Raw genomic sequence first — 16,738 nt, 5'->3', positions numbered from 1 at the left:
CCGGGAGGGAGGACTCGCGCGTCACCGGGTCCACATCCCGATCCGTACCGGCACCCCGGATGAGGCGTGCAGCACGGGAGCGTGATCCGGGGCTTCGAGCCCTCCCGCCTGGAGCAGGTCCTGGTCCAGATGGATCAGCCGGGCGTGGCGCAGCGGCCAGTCGGGGTGCTCGATCTGGGCCGTGGCCGTCCTGCCCGCGACCGTGGTGAACAGCCGGTAGCGGGCGGTCAGGAAGTGCGCCGGCTCGTCACGCTCCGGCTCCGCGAACGGCGGGCCGAACTCCACGACCGCGTCGCAGCGCGCCCCCGCGGGCCCCGGCAGGCGCCGGCGGCAGCGGTAGCCGCGCTGCTCGCCGACGGCGCGGACGGCCATCCGGGACCAGAAGTAGGGCAGCCGGTACCCGGCCCGCGCGCCGAGCACCGCGAGCAGGCGCCCGGCGTCCAGCGACAGGAACCAGACGCCGTCCCGCCCCAGCTCGTCGCGTACGTACGTGCGCACGTTCGTCTCGGGAAACCGCGACAGCCACGGCAGCGCGGGCACGCCGGGCGCCCGCACGTCCTCCATCAGGAAGGTGGTGAGGCCTACCCAGGCCGCGCCGTCGAAGGTGTCGACCGTGAGCCCGGGGGGCAGCAGCCGCTGGATCGCGGCCGGCGGGTACCGCCAGTGCATGAAGGTCATCTCGGACCAGCGGTGGTACATGACCGGGCGGGTGAGGTGGGGGGACGGCGGAGCCTGCATGATCCGCTCCTTCTCGGGTGGCGGTGGCGCCCGGGTGGCGCGTCCGCCACTTATCTTGGCCATGGCGCCGGGTATCGTCCCGCGCGACACCCGGGAGCGGACATCCGTCTTGATTTTCGACAGAGCCACGACAGAGCCATGATTTCCACGGAACCGCGATTCCGGCGGAACCATCATTTCGACAGATCCGGCATCTCGCCGGAGCCGGAACAGAGCTGAAGAGGCCAACCAATGATCTTCATCGCCGTCAAGTTCACCATCCGTCCCGAGCGCGCCGAGGAGTGGCTCTCGCTCGTCGACGACTTCACCCGGGCCACCCGGGACGAGCCGGGGAACATCTTCTTCGAATGGTCCAGGAGCGTCGACACACCCGGCCAGTTCGTCCTGCTGGAGGCGTTCGCCTCGTCCGCCGCGGGCGCGGCGCACGTGAATTCGGACCACTTCAAAACCGCGATGGCCTGGATGCCCGAGGTGATCGCGAGCACGCCGGAGATCATCAACGTCGAGACGCCCGGCGAGGGATGGTCGCGGATGGCGGAGCTGACACCGGCCCAGGGCTGAACCACCCGGAGTTGAACCACCCAGGGCCGAACCCACCCGGAGCCGAGCGACTCTGAGCCGACACCGTTCCGGGGCCGAGCGACCCGGAGCCGACACTGGTCCAGAGCCAAGCGACCCGGAGCCGACACCGGCCCGAAGCCGAGCGCCCCGGAGCCGAGCGGCCGGCCGCCCCAACCGTCCGGAAGGCCGGGCTTCAGCCTGGAAGGCCGGGCTTCACCCCCGGTGCCGCGTCTGTCGCAGGCACCTCCGCCGAGCACCGGGGGCGCCCGGCCGTGGAGACGGTCTAGCTTTCAGAACTCTCCGTAAAACAGTTCTCACACCGTGCGCGCAGCGACGCGAGATCGCGAGGGGTCACGGGATGTAATCGTCCCGGGCCCAGGAGCCCGTCGGCCGGTCACCGCCAGAAGTGGCCGGCGACCGAACACACGGGGGATTCATGCGTACACGGAGGAACGTCACGAAGCGTGAGGCGTCGCGGCCGGGCGTGATCCGCAGGGCCGGGCTGCGGGTGCTGGCAGTGGGGATCTTGATGGCCACCCCGCCGCTGGCCTTCGCCGGGCCCGCGCTGGCCGACACCAAGGTGGCCGTGACCGGAAGCCTGCTGTCCGTCAACGCGGGGAACCTGGCCGACGACATCAGCATCGACATCGACGCCGACGGCTCGCTCCTCATCAGGAACTCCACCGACACGCTCTCCACCGGAGGGACCTGCCAGAAGGTCGACGACAACACGGTCCGCTGCCCCGCCACCGGGATCACCGGCATCCAGGCCAATCTCCAGGGGGGCGCCGACACCCTGCGCAACAACACCGCCCTGTCCATGCGCGCCTTCCTGGGCGCCGGCAGGGACGGCTTCTCCGGCGGCACGGCCCGCGACATCGTCTCCGGCCAGACCGGCGGCGACACCATGAACGGGAACGACGGCGACGACGTCCTCGAAGGCAACGCGGGCGCCGACTCCGTCGTCGGCGGGGCGGGCAGGGACTTCTGCACCGCCGAGGTCAGGGAGTCCTGCGAGAACTGACGTCTCGACCACCGGGGCGGACGGCCTCCGCGTCCGTACGCCCCTCGAACATCCGCCGGGGCGGCTGTCGCCATGACCCCCGCGTGATCTGCCTGGGGCGGCTGTCACCAGGACACCCACCTGACGCGGGGAGCCACGATGACAGACCGCCCCGAACCGTGCCTGGAGTTTCCGGTAGCCCGCAGGACACAAATCACTCGCGGACGCGCGGTGGATTAACACCCCAGAAACATATAGAACTGGTTCCACCCCCCAAGTGTGAGGAAAATCACATGAACAAGAAAGGCTCAGTTGGATCCAGTCCCAAAGGCATATCACGTCGCGGATTCATAACTGGAACTGGTTCCATACTGGGAATCACGGCTCTCGCGGGTCACACTACTGCGGCCCAGGCGCAATCCGTCACCGCAGCCGCTCCGATCGCCGACGGCGCTCACGTCCCAGCCCTGGTGATCGGCACCGGCTACGGAGGCTCCGTCGCCGCCCTGCGTCTCGCCCAGGCCGGTGTCAACGTGCACATGATCGAGATGGGCATGGCCTGGGACACCCCGGGCTCCGACGGCAAGATCTTCTGCACCACGACCGCGCCGGACCACCGGTCCTACTGGCTGCGTACCAGGACCAAGGCCCCCCTCAACTACTTCCTCGGCTTCCCGATCGACAGGGACATCGCCCGCTACACCGGGATCCTGGACGCCGAGGAGTTCGGCGGCATCACGGTCTACCAGGGCCGCGGCGTCGGCGGCGGGTCGCTGGTCAACGGCGGCATGGCCGTCACCCCCAAGCGCGAGAACTTCGGCGCCGTCCTCCCGTCGGTGAACGCCGACGAGATGTACGACACCTACTACCCGCGCGCCAACGCCGGACTCGGGGTCACCTCCATCGACCCGGCCTGGTTCGACACCACCGCCTGCTACCAGTACAGCCGGGTCGGCAGAAAGCACGCCCAGCGTTCCAGCCTCCCGTTCGTCTTCGTGCCCAACGTGTACGACTGGACCTACATGAAGCAGGAGGCGGCCGGAACCGCCACCAGGTCGGCGCTGGCCGGCGAGATCCTCTACGGCAACAACCACGGCAAGAAGTCGCTGCAGAAGACCTACATCGCCCTGGCCAAGGCCACCGGCAACGTCACCGTCTCACCGCTGCACAGGGTCACCTCGGTCGCCCCGGCGGCCGGTGGCCGCTACACGGTCGTCATCGAGCAGATCAACACCGGCGGTGACGTCACAGCCACCAAGACCGTGAGCGCGGACAAGGTGTTCTTCGCCGCCGGCAGCGTCGGCACCAGCAAACTGCTGGTCAGGCTGAAGGCGACCGGCGTGCTGCCCAACCTGAACGACGAGATCGGCAAGAACTGGGGCGACAACGGCAACGTCATGTGCGGCCGCGCCAACCACCTGTGGGACCCGACCGGCGGCCTCCAGTCGACCATTCCCTGCTCCGGCATCGACAACTGGGCCACCGGCGGCGCGTTCGCCGAGGTCGCGCCGCTGCCGGTCGGCATCGAGACCTTCGCCTCGTTCTACCTGTCGATCACCAGGAACCCCAACCGCGCCCAGTTCTCCTGGAACGCCGCGACGGGCAAGGTCGACCTGAACTGGCAGACCTCCTGGAAGCAACCGTCCATCGACATGGCCAAGACGATCTTCGACAAGATCAACACCAGGGAGGGGACGATCTACCGGACCGACCTCTTCGGCGTGTACAAGATCTGGGGCGACCACCTCACGTACCACCCCCTCGGCGGCGCGGTCCTGAACAGGGCCACCGACAACTACGGCCGCCTCACCGCCTACCCCGGCCTGTACGTCATCGACGGTTCGCTGATCCCCGGCAACACCACCGTCAACCCGTTCGTCACCATCACGGCGCTCGCCGAACGGAACATCGAGAAGATCATAGCCACCGACCTGTGACGGCGGCCCGCGGAGTGGCCGGCCACGAACCGGCACACCACAGGGCGTACAGATCGTGGCGCACCGATCCGGTGAATCACTGGATATCGGCGACTTCTACGGCATTTGTAATTTACCTATCGATACTTATGACGTATCCCTTACGTACCACCCCGGAAGGTTCAACAAAATCGAGTGATCATGTGGGATGGGCTCAACGATCTCCAAGAAAGAGAGCCCATGAATCTCGTGAGCATGACACAGGGCGGCCCTCTGCGACGAAGGCTGCGGGCAGTGACAGCGCTTGTCGCGGCCCTCACCCTCGGCGCGATCGTCGCGCCCGCGGCGTCGGCGGATTCGACCGCGGCCTCGCCGCCGCTCCCACCCGTCTATCCCTCCCTGAGCTCCTCCTCCCTCACGTTGCCGCACGGGTGCGAATCTGGAAAAGTCCTGTCCAGAACCCTCACCCCCATCATCAGCGCGCACCGCGACTTCCTCGACACGGCGGATCACCCCGACCTTCAGATGGTCGTCCAGGTGGCTCGCCCCGGCCGTCCCCCGCTGCTGACCGCCAAAGCGCCCTTTGAGTCCGGCACCGAAAAACGGGCCAGGTACCAGGTACCCGAAGGACTGCTCCAGGATGGGAAATACCGTTTCCGAGTGCGGGCCGAAGACGCCACCACTGGGAAATCGGCCTGGCTGCCGTGGTGCGCGTTCACGGTCCATACCGGTGAGGTGCAAAAGCCCGGCGTGCCGACCACGTTGCTGATCTCCCAGGGCCCCTACAGCCCCTTCCAGTCCTGCGACGACCCGGCAAAGGTCCCCGTCCTGCACACCACGCAGTTGGGTCAGTTCGCCGCCACCCCACCGTCGGACAATCCCAACCTCGTCGGCAGGTTCGAGATCAGCCGTGGCGAGGAGGAGCCGAGAACCGAACTGGCCTCCCTGCACCTGTCGGCGGACCTCCCGCCGGGCACGCTGTCCGAGGGCGACTACCGCTTCCGTGTGCGTGCCGAGGACGGATCCGCCGTCTCGGACTGGTCGGTTTGGTGTGACTTCGTCGTCCTGCCGTAAATGCCGTGGACGTGTCGCCTGACACCACGTTCATGCTGATTCGGCCCGCTACGGGCAAGGAGCCGGTCGGACACCTGCCCGTAGCGGTGTCCAAGGCCATCCGAGTCAACCCACGCCCACCCGGTCGCGCCTCAGGGCGATCCCGGTAGGTGGCCGGCCCGCCCGCGGCCGGGGAGCGGGCTCGCGGCGAACACCAGACCTCCGGTCAGGTAAAGACAGCCGGCTGGGGCCGGCTGCACCGGCCGGCTGCCAGAACGGCGTAGTGACCGAACAAGATCAGCCACTCGCCAATCATGCAGGACGGAGCCGACGGACTGGTCGCACGAGACCATCGCAGTGCTCGTTACGGCAAAACGCCCCGGAGCATGATCGCTTCGGGGCGTTTTCGCTGGTGGGGCTACCAGGACTTGAACCTGGGACCTCTTCCTTATCAGGCAAGGCGAGAGGGGACGGGACCATGGGCTACACCCGCTCCCACCTGCGCGTACGGTCCATGGTGATCCACCGACGTCCAGCCTCGTCCGTGGTCGTTGTCACTCAGTTGGTCACTCACCGCTGCGTCTTCTGAGGCGCTGTCAGTATCCCCATGAGCAGCGGTACCACCCTTGTCGGTGACGGCTGGCATCATGGCGCACAACTGATCATGGGAGTCACAGTGACAGACCTGTGCGAAGATTTCGGCTGGCTTTCGGAGTTCGGACCGTTCTACCACGTCTCCTGCGTGTCCTTCGTTCGATCCCTCACCCCTGTCGAGGCGCTGGCTCGTCTCGGGGCGGAGACCGACGGGATCGAAGAGGCCACCTTCGAAGAACTGCAGGAACGAACGATGAAGTGCATCGACTCGGACGACAGGATGCGCACCGGTTACGTAGGCGCACTGGAGACAGACGGCTGGACCGTGCTCATCCAGCTCTGGGCGGCATCGATCGCAAATGAGAATCCCCTGCTGAGACGGCTTTCTCAGTCGACCGAGGTCGTGTCGATCAACCGCAACGTCCATGCCTCGGACTTCTTCGTCTACGCGGCCGACGGCGAACTGGTCACATGGTTCGACCTGCTGGGTCCCGATGCGCGCGCGGGTAGCGATCCCGATCGATTCGTCGACATGATGCGCGAAGTCGGACTGGACCCCGATCTGGATCCTGACCTGGACTTGGACGAAGACCTGGAGGACTCTGACCCCGGAGAATTCCCGCGCGCTTTCGCCCTGGCAAGAAAGATCACTGGTTTCCCCTTCTCTCAAGGCATGCTCGACATGCGACTCCTGGGTGCCGTGATCAGCAGCAGGTGATCACAGTCAGGCAGGAACGCGGCAGCGACTTTCAGAGGGCTCACTTCATCCGATGTAGGGCGTCGGCATCCCTTGACGAAAATGCTCGATCCGGAGGCGCTGTGTGTCGTGCATGGACAGTTCCTCGAACTCATCGGGACTGATCCAGCGGACGTCGGTCGACTCGTCGCTGACCGCGAGCGCTCCGCCGACGACACGGGCCGTCAGGCAGACGTTGAACTGGCGGCGCACCTCTCCGTCGCTGTAGGCGATGATGTGCCGGGCGTCGGTGTAGAGGCCGACCATCCCGGTCACCTCGACGTCGTAGCCGGTCTCCTCCTTCACCTCCCGTACGGCGGTCTGGGGCACCGACTCGGTGAGGTCCATCCCGCCGCCGGGTAGTGCCCAGAGCCCGTTGTCGGTGCGCCGCTGCATGAGGATGCGTCCCTCGTCGTCGACGACCACGGCGGACACTCCCACGACCAGGCTGTTCGGCTCGGGGGCGCCGGGGTCGTCGTAGTACTCGGTGCGGGCCACTTATCGCTCCTCGCCGGGCAGTCGGGACTGTTTCCACACGGCTTCGAAGCTGGTGGCGTAGGTGTCGAACAGCCCTTCCTCGCGCTTATGGCGCAGATGGTAGACCGGTGCGCCGTAGGCGTTCATGCCGAAGACGTGCGCGTTGACGATCATGTGGTCGTCGCCCAGGAACAGCGAGTTGTAGAGCGTGGTGTCGTGCACGCGCAGCTCGACGTTGGACGACTCCGTCAGCGGCCGGTAGTGCATGAGCGCCACCCGGCAGCGCGACTCGATGCCGTGCCCGAACAACTCCTCAGCGCCCCTGCCCCGGATGACGAGCGAGTCGGCGTCACCGAGAAGAATGCGCACCCGACATCCCTCCCGCGCCTTCGACGCCAGAAGGTCGTTGAAGTCCGGCCACGACTCGTGCAGGAAGTTCGCGGCGTAGACCAGGATGCCGATGCGCTGCTCCGCGCGCTCGAACAGGGTCCGCCACATGTCCAGGGGCGCGGAGGCGCGGGTGGGGTAGGCGGCGACCAGTTCACCGCTCCCTCGATGACGTCGCTTTCCCTGCTCGATCGCGGGCCACAGGTGGGCGAGGTCCTCCCGGAGCACGATCGCGGCCCGGTGGGCGATGCCCGGATGTGGTGTGCGGCCGGTGTTGACCCACCGTTCGGCGGTCTTGGGATCGACCCCTACCGCCTCGGCCAGTTGCCGGACGCTGATGCCCGCGTGGAGCAATGCGGACCGCAGGCGCTCGTTGGGGGCCATGGGACGTTTATACGCCTCCAAAGACGTCCCGTCACCGTCCCCAAGTGAAGTTCCATCGTCCCTGCCCTGATCAGCATGCTTAGGGACGTATCAAGCCTCAAAAAACGTCCCGTTGTCGCAAGGCGGAAACGAGGTGTGGCCACCCGTTCGACCGCCTCGTCACGACCATTCGAGACCTCCCGGAGAGCGATGCCCCTCAACGCAGTGATCACAGAAGCAGCCCGTTCCTCTCATGCGGCCGAACAGCTCCGCGCCGCTCTCGCCGATCTCGGGATAACCGCCGGCGTTCACCAGGGGCACGGCGCGGCCCTGCTGAGCGTGTGGGTGGACCTGCTCGTCTGGTCCGACGGCTTCCACTTCATGTGGTGGAACGGGGAGCACTCCGCCCGGACGGGCCGCAGGAAGTACGCGACACACCCCACAGACAACCCCATGGCAGCCGCTCACCGGATCGCCGCCCGCTATGCCGATCTCCGCACGGCACACCCCGCGCCTCCGCTGCGAGCACCGAGGGCAGAGGCGGCGCCGTTGTGACGATGCTGGAGACCTGCGTGAGCCCGCACCTGGGCATGGCGCAACGCGGTCATGTCCGGCTCGACTGGCATACACCCGACCGGGTCCTGGAGCGGGTGCGGCCGGTGGCGTGGACGTGCGGGTGCCGGGCCACGGTGTATGAGCTGTTCCAGGGCGGCGGGCAGGGGTTCATCCGGCGCACCCTCCAACTCGACGACGTCCACCAGGTGGATGAAAGCCACCGCTGGTCAATCGCCGAAGCTCGGGCTGCCTGGACGGCACTGCTGTCCGGGAAAGCCCGGTAGAGACGGGCGTGGCGGCGTGTGCTTCGGAGGGACGGCGTCGCCACGCCTACCAGGGGCTGCCAAGCACGGCTTCTCTGCTTGGAGCAAGAGATCAGCCGACCTGAAAACGGCTCACCCCCGAGCTCGGGGGTGAGCCGTTCCGTTCACCTACGCTGAGTGTCGTAGGAGGGCATCAGCCTCGGAGGAAACCGGCCATCCCGATGCCTCACGTGAGGTGGCCAGCCGTTTCCACTCGGAAGAGCTACGCGCTGTCTCAGCTTCGTCTATCGGAAGCTCGACGAGCAGTGGAGGTGCACCGGACTTGCAGAACGCCTCTTTTTCATCGTTCCACTCGTCATAAGAGAGACCGCAGTTGAAGCAGGCTGACGCCGTCTCCAGTTCGGGCGGCCACTCATGCTGCGCCAAAGTCATGATCATCCCGGGGGGAGGATCCTCGCGCCGACCCTGCCGACGCGAGGAACGAATGCCCTGTTGGTCGTTAAGGTGAAGAACCATGCGGATCTTCACCTCGGCGAGGGATCATGAGCCGGTTCGCGGGCATACCAGATGCCGGTGCGACTTTGTGAGCTCACGACAGATGATGGTTCTGACCAGGAACGCGGCCGACGTGGCGTCGACGGATATCGCTCGTTCGCGGCATCCAGCGGGACCCAGGGGATAGAGAAGGCCCGCAACAGATCGATATCGACGCACACTTTGTCGCCGATCCGGCGGACGGGTCGCTAGGGGCCGCAGATATAGTTCACGACAGTCCCCTCTCGCTAGATGTGGAAGTCGGCCCGCAGTCGCGGGCAGGGCGGGGCGTCGGCCTGGCAGGGTCCGAGAGCGGCAATCTCTCGGAGGTCCCCCGCCGGGCCGTCCCCGTATTCGGGCACGACCGTTCCGGCACTGAGGTCATCAGACCCCTGCTCGGCTAGGTCCCGACCAGCGTACACCCACCGAGATGGATGCGTTCGCCCCGCTATGTTCCGTCCACGCAACAGCGATCCCGTACGCCTCTGCGTGGTGGGGCCACGCCCTCCCTGACGCCGGAAACTCCCCCCACCCCCCTTGTCGCGGCACGTCAGGCGAACCTTGACGGGAATGCCGCCTTGAGTACCCCCTACGAAGATCCGGCATTCAAAGTCATGGATGATGGACAGAGATGTGCATACTTGCCCAGAAAACACCATGGATCTGCATGATCTTTTATTGCGCAGATGCAACATGATAGCTATGGTGCGATTGCGCGTTTGGAAAGGGTGCGGGAGTATACGTGAGGTCCGACAACAAAGCTGGCGAAACCTCTTTCTCGGTCTGGCTATCACAGATGGCCAAGGCCAGGGGCTATCCCACCGACGCATCGCTCGCGGACGCTTTGAGCATCAGCCCATCTACGATCTTAAGGTGGCGGCGCGGGAGCAAGCCCTCGGTCACACACCTTCTAAGCCTGAGCAACACGCTCGGCGTCCACCTGGAAGGGCTGTTGGTTCTGGCTGGTCACGCTGATGCGAAGGCCCTGAGTTCGAAGGCTGACCTGCCGTCGCCACCATCAGCGATCACCGAGACCGTTCGGCGCATCATGAACTCCTCCCTCAGTGAGCACTCCAAAGAGGCGCTGGACCGATATTGGCAGGCCCGCCTCAACGAGGAACGCATCCGGTTGTACGAGCTGATCCGCATGCTGGAGGACGCCGAACAGGGCAAGATCGATGTTGTTGACGACCTTTCCAAGGTTTTGGCCCTTGCCTCTCAACCAGGTCTACCTCGGCACCTGGTAGATCTGGTTAGGGAGGTTACCGACATCTTGGAAGCCAATAAACCCAGGAAGCGGCGACGTCGAGCGTCACCGGGGGAGATCCATTTCACCCTGAGAGCTACGCGGTCAGGTCGCGTCCTTCTTGAGCTGTTGACCCCTGACGGGGTCGCAACAGGTACTGCGGGTGAGTATGGGAGCCCGGATGAGGCACTACAGCAGCTTGAGCACAGAATCACCGCCGGACCGGACAGCATCGAGTTGGTAGCCGAGCGCCAGGATCCCGACGAGTCCTGAGCGGCCGTTACCCTTCCGCTCCGCCCCGGATACGCGAGGCGCCCGGGGCGGGCTTCCGTTCGACACCCCAGAGAAAAGTCATCCGGACATCACCTACTGCCAGTGAACCGATCTCTGTCACCTGGCTGGGGACAATCCCACTGGCGAAAGGCCAGCAAACGATCAAAAGGCCAGATCCGTAATCTTCGGATCTGGCCTTTGAGCTGTTACTTAACGGTGGGGCTACCAGGACTTGAACCTGGGACCTCTTCCTTATCAGGGAAGCGCTCTAACCGTCTGAGCTATAGCCCCTCATCACACAGACGAACGGTCTCGCATCCGTTTGGTGGAGGCGAACCCGTTCGCTCGAACAGGGAAAAGCTTACCCTGTTTCGGCACCTGCTCGCGCCATGTCCCCGCCCTCGAAAGAGGACGAGGACACGCGACGGGCCGGCTACTCGGCCTCGCTGAAGGTGACCTCCACGCCGCCGACCAGGTCGGAGGCGACGTTGTAGATCACCGCACCGAGGGTGGCGAGGGCGGTGATCAGCACGACGTTCACCGCGCCGATCAGGGCGGTGTAGCCGAGGATGCGGACCGGCTCGAACCAGGAGGCGATGTCGATGCCGCTGGTGGCCTTGCCGTCGGCCGTCGTCAGCTGGGTGACCGTCTGGATGATGTTCTCGAACACCCCGAGGCCGGACAGCACCATGTAGAGCACCGCGACCGCGATGAACAGCACCACGAAGCAGACCAGTGACACGACGAAGCTGAACTTCATCGCCGACCACGGCTCGACCCTGCGCAGCACCAGGTGCGCCTTGCGGGGCGACCTGGGACCGCTGACGTCCGCGGCCTTCTTGCCGGACGCGTCAGGGGCCTGGGACGACGACAGGCTGCCGGGCGACCACGGGGCGCGGTTGTTCTGCTGTCCGGCCGGGGAACGGCCCTGCTGTCCCCCGGGCGGCGGCGCGGGCGGGGCGACCGGGGAACGGCCCTGCTGCCCTCCCGGCGGAGGCGAAGTCTGCGGCGGAGGCGGGGTGGGCGACTGCAGCGATGGCGCCGAGGGTGGTGGAGATCCGCTTGGACGGATCCGCACCGTGGTGTCGGCCTGCTTGCCGTCCTCTGTCGTCACTTTTTTCCTGCCCTTGCGATCGTCGGATACCGATTCATCGGTTTCCGGCGCGGGCGCGCTACCGTTAACCGGTGACGAGGCCGCCTCGACGTCCTTCGTTCCAGCGGTCTTGTCCATCTTCTCCGTCGCCTGATCGCGTGTCGACGAGGTGGCGGGGCGCGATCCCGGTTTGCCCTGAGCACTCACGGATTCTCCCCTTCCCCGTTCTCACCGGTCTCCACCTGCGACTCTGCGCTTTCCTCGGTCGCCAGGTTCTCCCCGGTCTCCAGCGCCTCCGCATTACGGGCCAGCGCCACGACGCTGTCCCCCTCCGCCAGATTCATCAGCCGAACCCCCATCGTCTGGCGGCCAGACTGCTTGATCTCCCCGGCACTCGTCCGGATAACCCCTCCGGCGGACGTGATCGCGAAAACCTCGTCCTCGGGTCTGACCATGACCGCGCCAACCAGCTTGCCACGAGCGCTGACGATCTTGGCGGTCAGGACTCCCTTTCCGCCCCTTCCCTGAAGAGGGTACTGATCCACGGGAGTGCGCTTGGCGTATCCGCCCTCGGTCGCGATGAGCACGTTGTCGCCGTCGGCGATCCGGTTCATCGCCAGGAGCTCGTCGCCGTCGAGGAAGCGCATGCCGATCACACCGCTGGTCGCCCTGCCCATCGGGCGCATGGCCTCGTCGGAGGCCGTGAAGCGGATGGACTGGGCGCCACGCGAGACGAGGAGGAGGTCGTCGTCCTCCGACACCAGCCTGGCGGCGATCACCTCGTCATCTTCTCGCAAATTGATCGCGATGAGACCACCCGTGCGCGGCGAGTCGTACTCGGAAAGGCGCGTCTTCTTCACCAGGCCGCTGCGGGTGGCCAGCACGAGATACGGGGCGACCTCGTAATCGCGCAGGTCGAGGACCTCCATCACGACCTCGTCCGGCTGCATGGCCAGCAGGTTCGCCAGGTGCTGCCCGCGCGCGTCGCGGCCGGAGTCGGGCAGCTCGTACGCCTTGACCCGGTAGACGCGGCCCTTGTTCGTGAAGAACAGCAGCCAGTGGTGCGTCGTGGTGACGAAGAAGTGGTCGACGATGTCGTCCTGGCGCAGCTGCGCGCCCCGCACACCCTTGCCGCCGCGCTTCTGCGCCCGGTAAAGATCCGTGTTGGTTCGCTTGGCGTAGCCGCCGCGGGTGATCGTGACGACCATGTCCTCCTCGGCGAGGAGGTCCTCGATCGACATGTCGCCCTCGTAGGCGATGATCTCGGTCTTGCGCTCGTCGCCGTAGCGCGCGGTGAGCTCGGAGAGCTCGTCCTGGACGATCGTGCGCTGCCGCTCGGGCGAGGCGAGGATCGTCTGGTACTCGGTGATCTGCGCCATCAGCGAGTCGTGCTCGTCGGTGATCTGCTGGCGCTCCAGGGCGGCCAGCTTGCGCAGCTGCATGTCGAGGATCGCCTGCGCCTGGATCTCGTCGATCTCCAGCAGCGTCATCAGGCCGCCCTGCGCCGCGGACGCCGAGGGCGACCGGCGGATCAGGGCGATGACCTCGTCCATCCGCTCCAGGGCCTTGAGCAGCGCGCGCAGGATGTGCGCCCGCTCCTCGGCCTTGCGCAGCAGGTATCGGGTCCTGCGGACCACGACCTCGATCTGGTGCGCCACGTAGTGGCGGACGAACTGGTCGAGCCTGAGCGTCCGCGGCACGCCGTCGACCAGGGCCAGCATGTTGGCGCCGAAGGTGGTCTGCAGCTGGGTGTGCTTGAAGAGGTTGTTCAGCACGACCTTGGCGACCGCGTCGCGCTTGAGCACGATCACCAGGCGCTGGCCGACGCGCGAGGAGCTCTCGTCGCGGACGTCGGCGATGCCGCTGATCCTGCCGTCCTTGACCGCCTCGGCGATGGTCAGCGCGAGGTTGTCCGGGTTGACCTGGTACGGGAGCTCGGTGACGACCAGGCACTGGCGGCCCTTGGCGTCCTCCTCGACCTCGACGATCGCCCGCATGGTGATCGAGCCGCGCCCGGTGCGGTACGCGTCGTCGATGCCGCGGCGGCCGACGATCAGCGCGCCGGTGGGGAAGTCGGGCCCCTTGATCTGGGCGATCAGCGCCTCGAGGAGCTCCTCGTCGTCGGCGTCGGGGTTCTGCAGGCACCAGGCGATGCCGGCGGCCACCTCCCGCAGGTTGTGCGGCGGGATGTTGGTGGCCATGCCGACCGCGATGCCCGCCGCCCCGTTGACCAGCAGGTTGGGGAAGCGCGAGGGCAGGACGAGGGGCTCCTGGGAGCGCCCGTCGTAGTTGGGGACGAGATCGACGGTGTCCTTGTCGATGTCGCGCAGCATCTCCATCGCGATGGGCGCGAGCTTGCACTCGGTGTAGCGCATCGCGGCCGGCGGGTCGTTGCCCGGCGAGCCGAAGTTGCCCTGCCCGTCGACCAGCGTGTAGCGCAGCGACCAGGGCTGGGCCATCCGCACCACGGTGGCGTAGATCGACGTGTCGCCGTGCGGGTGGTAGGAGCCCATGACGTCGCCGACGACGCGGGAGCACTTGAAGTAGCCGCGGTCGGGCCGGTAGCCGCCGTCGTACATGGCGTACAGCACGCGGCGGTGCACCGGCTTGAGGCCGTCACGGACGTCCGGCAGCGCGCGCGAGACGATGACCGACATCGCGTAGTCCATGTAGCTGCGCTGCATCTCGGACTGGATGTCGACCGGCTCGACGCGGTCGGTCGGAGGGCCGGGCGGAGTGTTGACTTCCGTCACAGGTCAAGATCCTTTTCTGGTACGGCTACCGCTACACGTCGAGGAAACGGACGTCCCTGGCGTTCCTGATGATGAAGGAACGGCGGGCTTCGACGTCCTCACCCATGAGCACGCTGAACAGCTCGTCGGCCTGGGCCGCGTCGTCGAGGGTGACCTGGAGGAGAAGGCGGGTGTCGGGGTTCATGGTCGTGTCCCAGAGCTGGTTGGCGTTCATCTCGCCCAGACCCTTGAAGCGCTGCACGTTGTCGCGCGGCCGGGGGTCGGGCTTGCCCGCGTCGATGCCGGCCTGGATGACCACGTCACGCTCGCGGTCGGAGTAGGCGTAGGAGGCGTCCTCGCCCTTCCGGTCCCACTTGATCTTGTAGAGGGGCGGCTGGGAGAGGTAGACGTGCCCGGCCTCGATCAGGGGACGCATGAAGCGGAACAGCAGGGTCAGCAGCAGCGTGGTGATGTGCTGGCCGTCGACGTCGGCGTCCGCCATCAGGATGAGCTTGTGGTAGCGGAGCTTGGCGATGTCGAACTCGTCGTGCACGCCCGTGCCCATGGCGGTGATCAGCGCCTGGACCTCGTTGTTCTGCAGGACCTTGTCGATCCGGGCCTTCTCGACGTTGAGGATCTTGCCGCGGATCGGGAGGATCGCCTGGAACTTGGAGTCGCGGCCGCCCTTGGCGGAGCCGCCCGCCGAGTCACCCTCGACGATGTACAGCTCGCACTTCTCCGGGTCGCTCCACTGGCAGTCGGCCAGCTTGCCCGGCAGCCCCGAGCCCGACTCCAGCAGCGACTTGCGCCGGGTCAGGTCGCGGGCCTGGCGAGCCGCGAGTCGGGCGCGGGAGGCCTGCAGGGACTTCGTGATGATGTCCTTGGCCTCGCCGGGGTTGCGCTCGAACCAGTCGCGCAGGTGGTCGTTGCAGGCCTTCTGGACGAACGACTTGGCCTCGGTGTTGCCCAGCTTGGTCTTGGTCTGGCCCTCGAACTGCGGGTCGGTCAGCTTCACCGAGATGATCGCGGTGAGGCCCTCGCGGATGTCCTCTCCGGCGAGGTTGTCGTCCTTGCCCTCCTTGAGGAACTTCTGCTCGCGCGCGTAGCGGTTGACGATGGACGTCAGCGCCGCGCGGAAGCCCTCCTCGTGGGTGCCGCCCTCGGCCGTGTTGATCGTGTTGGCGAAGGTGTAGACGGACTCGCTGTAGGAGTTGTTCCACTGCATCGCGATCTCGACGGCGATGCCCTCGCCCTGCTCCTCGAAGTCGATCACCGAGAGGTGGGCCGGCTCCTTCTTGGAGTTGAGGTGCTTGACGAAGTCGGACAGGCCGCCCTCGTAGTGGAAGGTGGCCTCTCTGGGCTCGCCCTCGTCGCCCTCGGCGAAGTCGGGGCGCTCGTCCCTGATGGAGATCGTCAGGCCCTTGTTGAGGAAGGCCATCTCCTGGAAGCGGCGCGCGAGGGTCTCGAAGTGCCAGGTCGTGGTCTCGAAGATGGTCTCGTCGGCCCAGAAGGTGATCGAGGTGCCGGTCTCGTCGGTCTTCTCGCCCCTGGCCAGCGGGGCGGTGGGCCTGGACTCGACGTAACTCTGGCGCCAGTGGTGGCCCTCGGTGCGGATCTCCACGTCGAGCTTGCTGGACAGCGCGTTGACGACGGAGACGCCCACGCCGTGCAGGCCGCCGGAGACCGCGTACGACTTGTCGTCGAACTTGCCTCCCGCGTGCAGCACGGTCAGGACGACCTCGACCGCGGGACGGTTCTCGCCGGGGACGTTCCCGACGGGGATGCCACGGCCGTTGTCGACGACCCGCACGCCGTTGTCGGCGAGCAGGGTGACCTCGATCCGGTCGGCGTGTCCGGCCAGGGCCTCGTCGACGGAGTTGTCCACGACCTCGTAGACGAGGTGGTGCAGACCGCGCTCGCCGGTGGAGCCGATGTACATGCCGGGGCGCTTACGGACCGCCTCAAGCCCTTCGAGAACGGTGATTGAGCTAGCGTCGTAGGACAAGTGCGAAATCCTCCTGCCGCGGACACGCGGCAGGGAGACAACATGTAGCCCCGCCGTGCCCGTCACCGTCGTGAATGCCCCGATGCGTTCACCCAGGGGAGCCGGCATGCGCGCCGGGGGTGACACGCAAACGGACGTGTCCGGAATTCGATTTCATTCTAGCGGCTCAGAGCACATCATGTGGCATTGACGGCCTCTGGAATGGCCTG

At 66.4% G+C, this 16,738-nt stretch carries 14 protein-coding genes and 1 tRNA gene; 8 read left to right on the top strand and 7 right to left on the bottom strand.

Annotation, left to right across the window (positions count from 1 at the left end; genetic code table 11):
* Window positions 1-21 precede the first annotated feature (21 nt).
* Window positions 22-738 carry a YqjF family protein gene (locus tag ACTOQ1_RS26460; RefSeq protein WP_440070700.1) on the bottom strand — a complete coding sequence of 239 codons (717 nt, stop codon included), beginning with the start codon at window positions 736-738 and terminating at the stop codon, window positions 22-24.
* Between the two features lie 231 nt (window positions 739-969).
* Between ACTOQ1_RS26460 and ACTOQ1_RS26455 the strand changes: the two genes are divergently transcribed.
* The 5 genes from ACTOQ1_RS26455 to ACTOQ1_RS26435 all read left to right on the top strand — a co-directional run bounded on the left by ACTOQ1_RS26455 (window position 970) and on the right by ACTOQ1_RS26435 (window position 6,583).
* Window positions 970-1,299, top strand: a complete 330-nt coding sequence (locus ACTOQ1_RS26455; RefSeq protein ID WP_440070699.1) for a putative quinol monooxygenase — start codon at window positions 970-972, stop codon at window positions 1,297-1,299.
* Window positions 1,300-1,735: 436 nt separating this feature from the next.
* Window positions 1,736-2,323: a hypothetical protein gene (locus tag ACTOQ1_RS26450; protein WP_440070698.1), complete on the top strand. Its 588-nt coding sequence runs from the start codon at window positions 1,736-1,738 to the stop codon at window positions 2,321-2,323.
* A 449-nt stretch (window positions 2,324-2,772) separates the two neighbouring features.
* Window positions 2,773-4,239 (top strand): GMC oxidoreductase, encoded by a 1,467-nt coding sequence (locus tag ACTOQ1_RS26445; RefSeq protein WP_440070697.1) that lies wholly within the window; start codon window positions 2,773-2,775, stop codon window positions 4,237-4,239.
* Between the two features lie 273 nt (window positions 4,240-4,512).
* On the top strand, window positions 4,513-5,292 hold the full coding sequence (locus ACTOQ1_RS26440) for a hypothetical protein (RefSeq protein ID WP_440070696.1): 780 nt from the start codon (window positions 4,513-4,515) through the stop codon (window positions 5,290-5,292).
* A 586-nt stretch (window positions 5,293-5,878) separates the two neighbouring features.
* Window positions 5,879-6,583 (top strand): DUF6461 domain-containing protein, encoded by a 705-nt coding sequence (locus ACTOQ1_RS26435; RefSeq protein ID WP_440070695.1) that lies wholly within the window; start codon window positions 5,879-5,881, stop codon window positions 6,581-6,583.
* 45 nt (window positions 6,584-6,628) lie between these two features.
* Here ACTOQ1_RS26435 and ACTOQ1_RS26430 read toward each other — a convergent pair whose 3' ends face one another.
* Together ACTOQ1_RS26430 and ACTOQ1_RS26425 are read right to left on the bottom strand one after the other, a co-directional pair.
* Window positions 6,629-7,099 (bottom strand): NUDIX domain-containing protein, encoded by a 471-nt coding sequence (locus ACTOQ1_RS26430; protein ID WP_440070694.1) that lies wholly within the window; start codon window positions 7,097-7,099, stop codon window positions 6,629-6,631.
* Window positions 7,100-7,849 carry a DUF5919 domain-containing protein gene (locus ACTOQ1_RS26425; protein WP_440070693.1) on the bottom strand — a complete coding sequence of 250 codons (750 nt, stop codon included), beginning with the start codon at window positions 7,847-7,849 and terminating at the stop codon, window positions 7,100-7,102.
* A gap of 204 nt (window positions 7,850-8,053) precedes the next feature.
* On the opposite strand from ACTOQ1_RS26425, the gene ACTOQ1_RS26420 reads away from it, so the two are divergent.
* The 3 genes from ACTOQ1_RS26420 (at window position 8,054) to ACTOQ1_RS26410 (ending at window position 10,699) form a co-directional block, all read left to right on the top strand.
* A complete protein-coding gene (locus tag ACTOQ1_RS26420; protein ID WP_440070692.1) occupies window positions 8,054-8,383 on the top strand; it encodes a hypothetical protein in 330 nt (109 codons plus the stop codon).
* Window positions 8,380-8,667: a hypothetical protein gene (locus ACTOQ1_RS26415; protein ID WP_440070691.1), complete on the top strand. Its 288-nt coding sequence runs from the start codon at window positions 8,380-8,382 to the stop codon at window positions 8,665-8,667. The genes ACTOQ1_RS26420 and ACTOQ1_RS26415 overlap by 4 nt, the downstream gene beginning before the upstream one ends.
* Before the next feature lie 1,255 nt (window positions 8,668-9,922).
* Window positions 9,923-10,699, top strand: a complete 777-nt coding sequence (locus tag ACTOQ1_RS26410; RefSeq protein WP_440070690.1) for a helix-turn-helix domain-containing protein — start codon at window positions 9,923-9,925, stop codon at window positions 10,697-10,699.
* A gap of 217 nt (window positions 10,700-10,916) precedes the next feature.
* Here the strand turns inward: ACTOQ1_RS26410 and ACTOQ1_RS26405 are convergent.
* The 4 genes from ACTOQ1_RS26405 to gyrB all read right to left on the bottom strand — a co-directional run bounded on the left by ACTOQ1_RS26405 (window position 10,917) and on the right by gyrB (window position 16,529).
* Window positions 10,917-10,990, bottom strand: a tRNA-Ile gene (locus tag ACTOQ1_RS26405).
* A 142-nt stretch (window positions 10,991-11,132) separates the two neighbouring features.
* Entirely contained in the window at window positions 11,133-11,813 is a 681-nt protein-coding gene (locus ACTOQ1_RS26400) for a DUF3566 domain-containing protein (protein ID WP_440070689.1), read from the bottom strand.
* A gap of 182 nt (window positions 11,814-11,995) precedes the next feature.
* Window positions 11,996-14,545, bottom strand: coding sequence for a DNA gyrase subunit A (gyrA, locus tag ACTOQ1_RS26395; RefSeq protein WP_440070688.1), 2,550 nt, complete (start codon window positions 14,543-14,545; stop codon window positions 11,996-11,998).
* Window positions 14,546-14,576: 31 nt separating this feature from the next.
* Window positions 14,577-16,529, bottom strand: coding sequence for a DNA topoisomerase (ATP-hydrolyzing) subunit B (gyrB, locus tag ACTOQ1_RS26390; protein WP_440070687.1), 1,953 nt, complete (start codon window positions 16,527-16,529; stop codon window positions 14,577-14,579).
* Between the last annotated feature and the right edge of the window lie 209 nt (window positions 16,530-16,738).

Source organism: Streptosporangium sp. OZ121 (assembly GCF_051918885.1).
Taxonomy (GTDB): Bacteria; Actinomycetota; Actinomycetes; order Streptosporangiales; family Streptosporangiaceae; genus Streptosporangium.
Note: the sequence above shows the minus strand (reverse complement) of the source record. Positions and strands in the feature narration are given on the sequence as shown.

What these genes read in the sequence shown, in the direction of transcription:
- ACTOQ1_RS26450 (WP_440070698.1), top strand. Translation starts at nt 1,736, where the DNA reads ATGCGTACACGGAGGAACGTCACGAAGCGTGAGGCGTCGCGGCCGGGC.
- ACTOQ1_RS26425 (WP_440070693.1), bottom strand. Translation starts at nt 7,849, where the DNA reads ATGGCCCCCAACGAGCGCCTGCGGTCCGCATTGCTCCACGCGGGCATC.
- ACTOQ1_RS26435 (WP_440070695.1), top strand. Translation starts at nt 5,879, where the DNA reads ATGAGCAGCGGTACCACCCTTGTCGGTGACGGCTGGCATCATGGCGCA.
- ACTOQ1_RS26455 (WP_440070699.1), top strand. Translation starts at nt 970, where the DNA reads ATGATCTTCATCGCCGTCAAGTTCACCATCCGTCCCGAGCGCGCCGAG.
- ACTOQ1_RS26460 (WP_440070700.1), bottom strand. Translation starts at nt 738, where the DNA reads ATGCAGGCTCCGCCGTCCCCCCACCTCACCCGCCCGGTCATGTACCAC.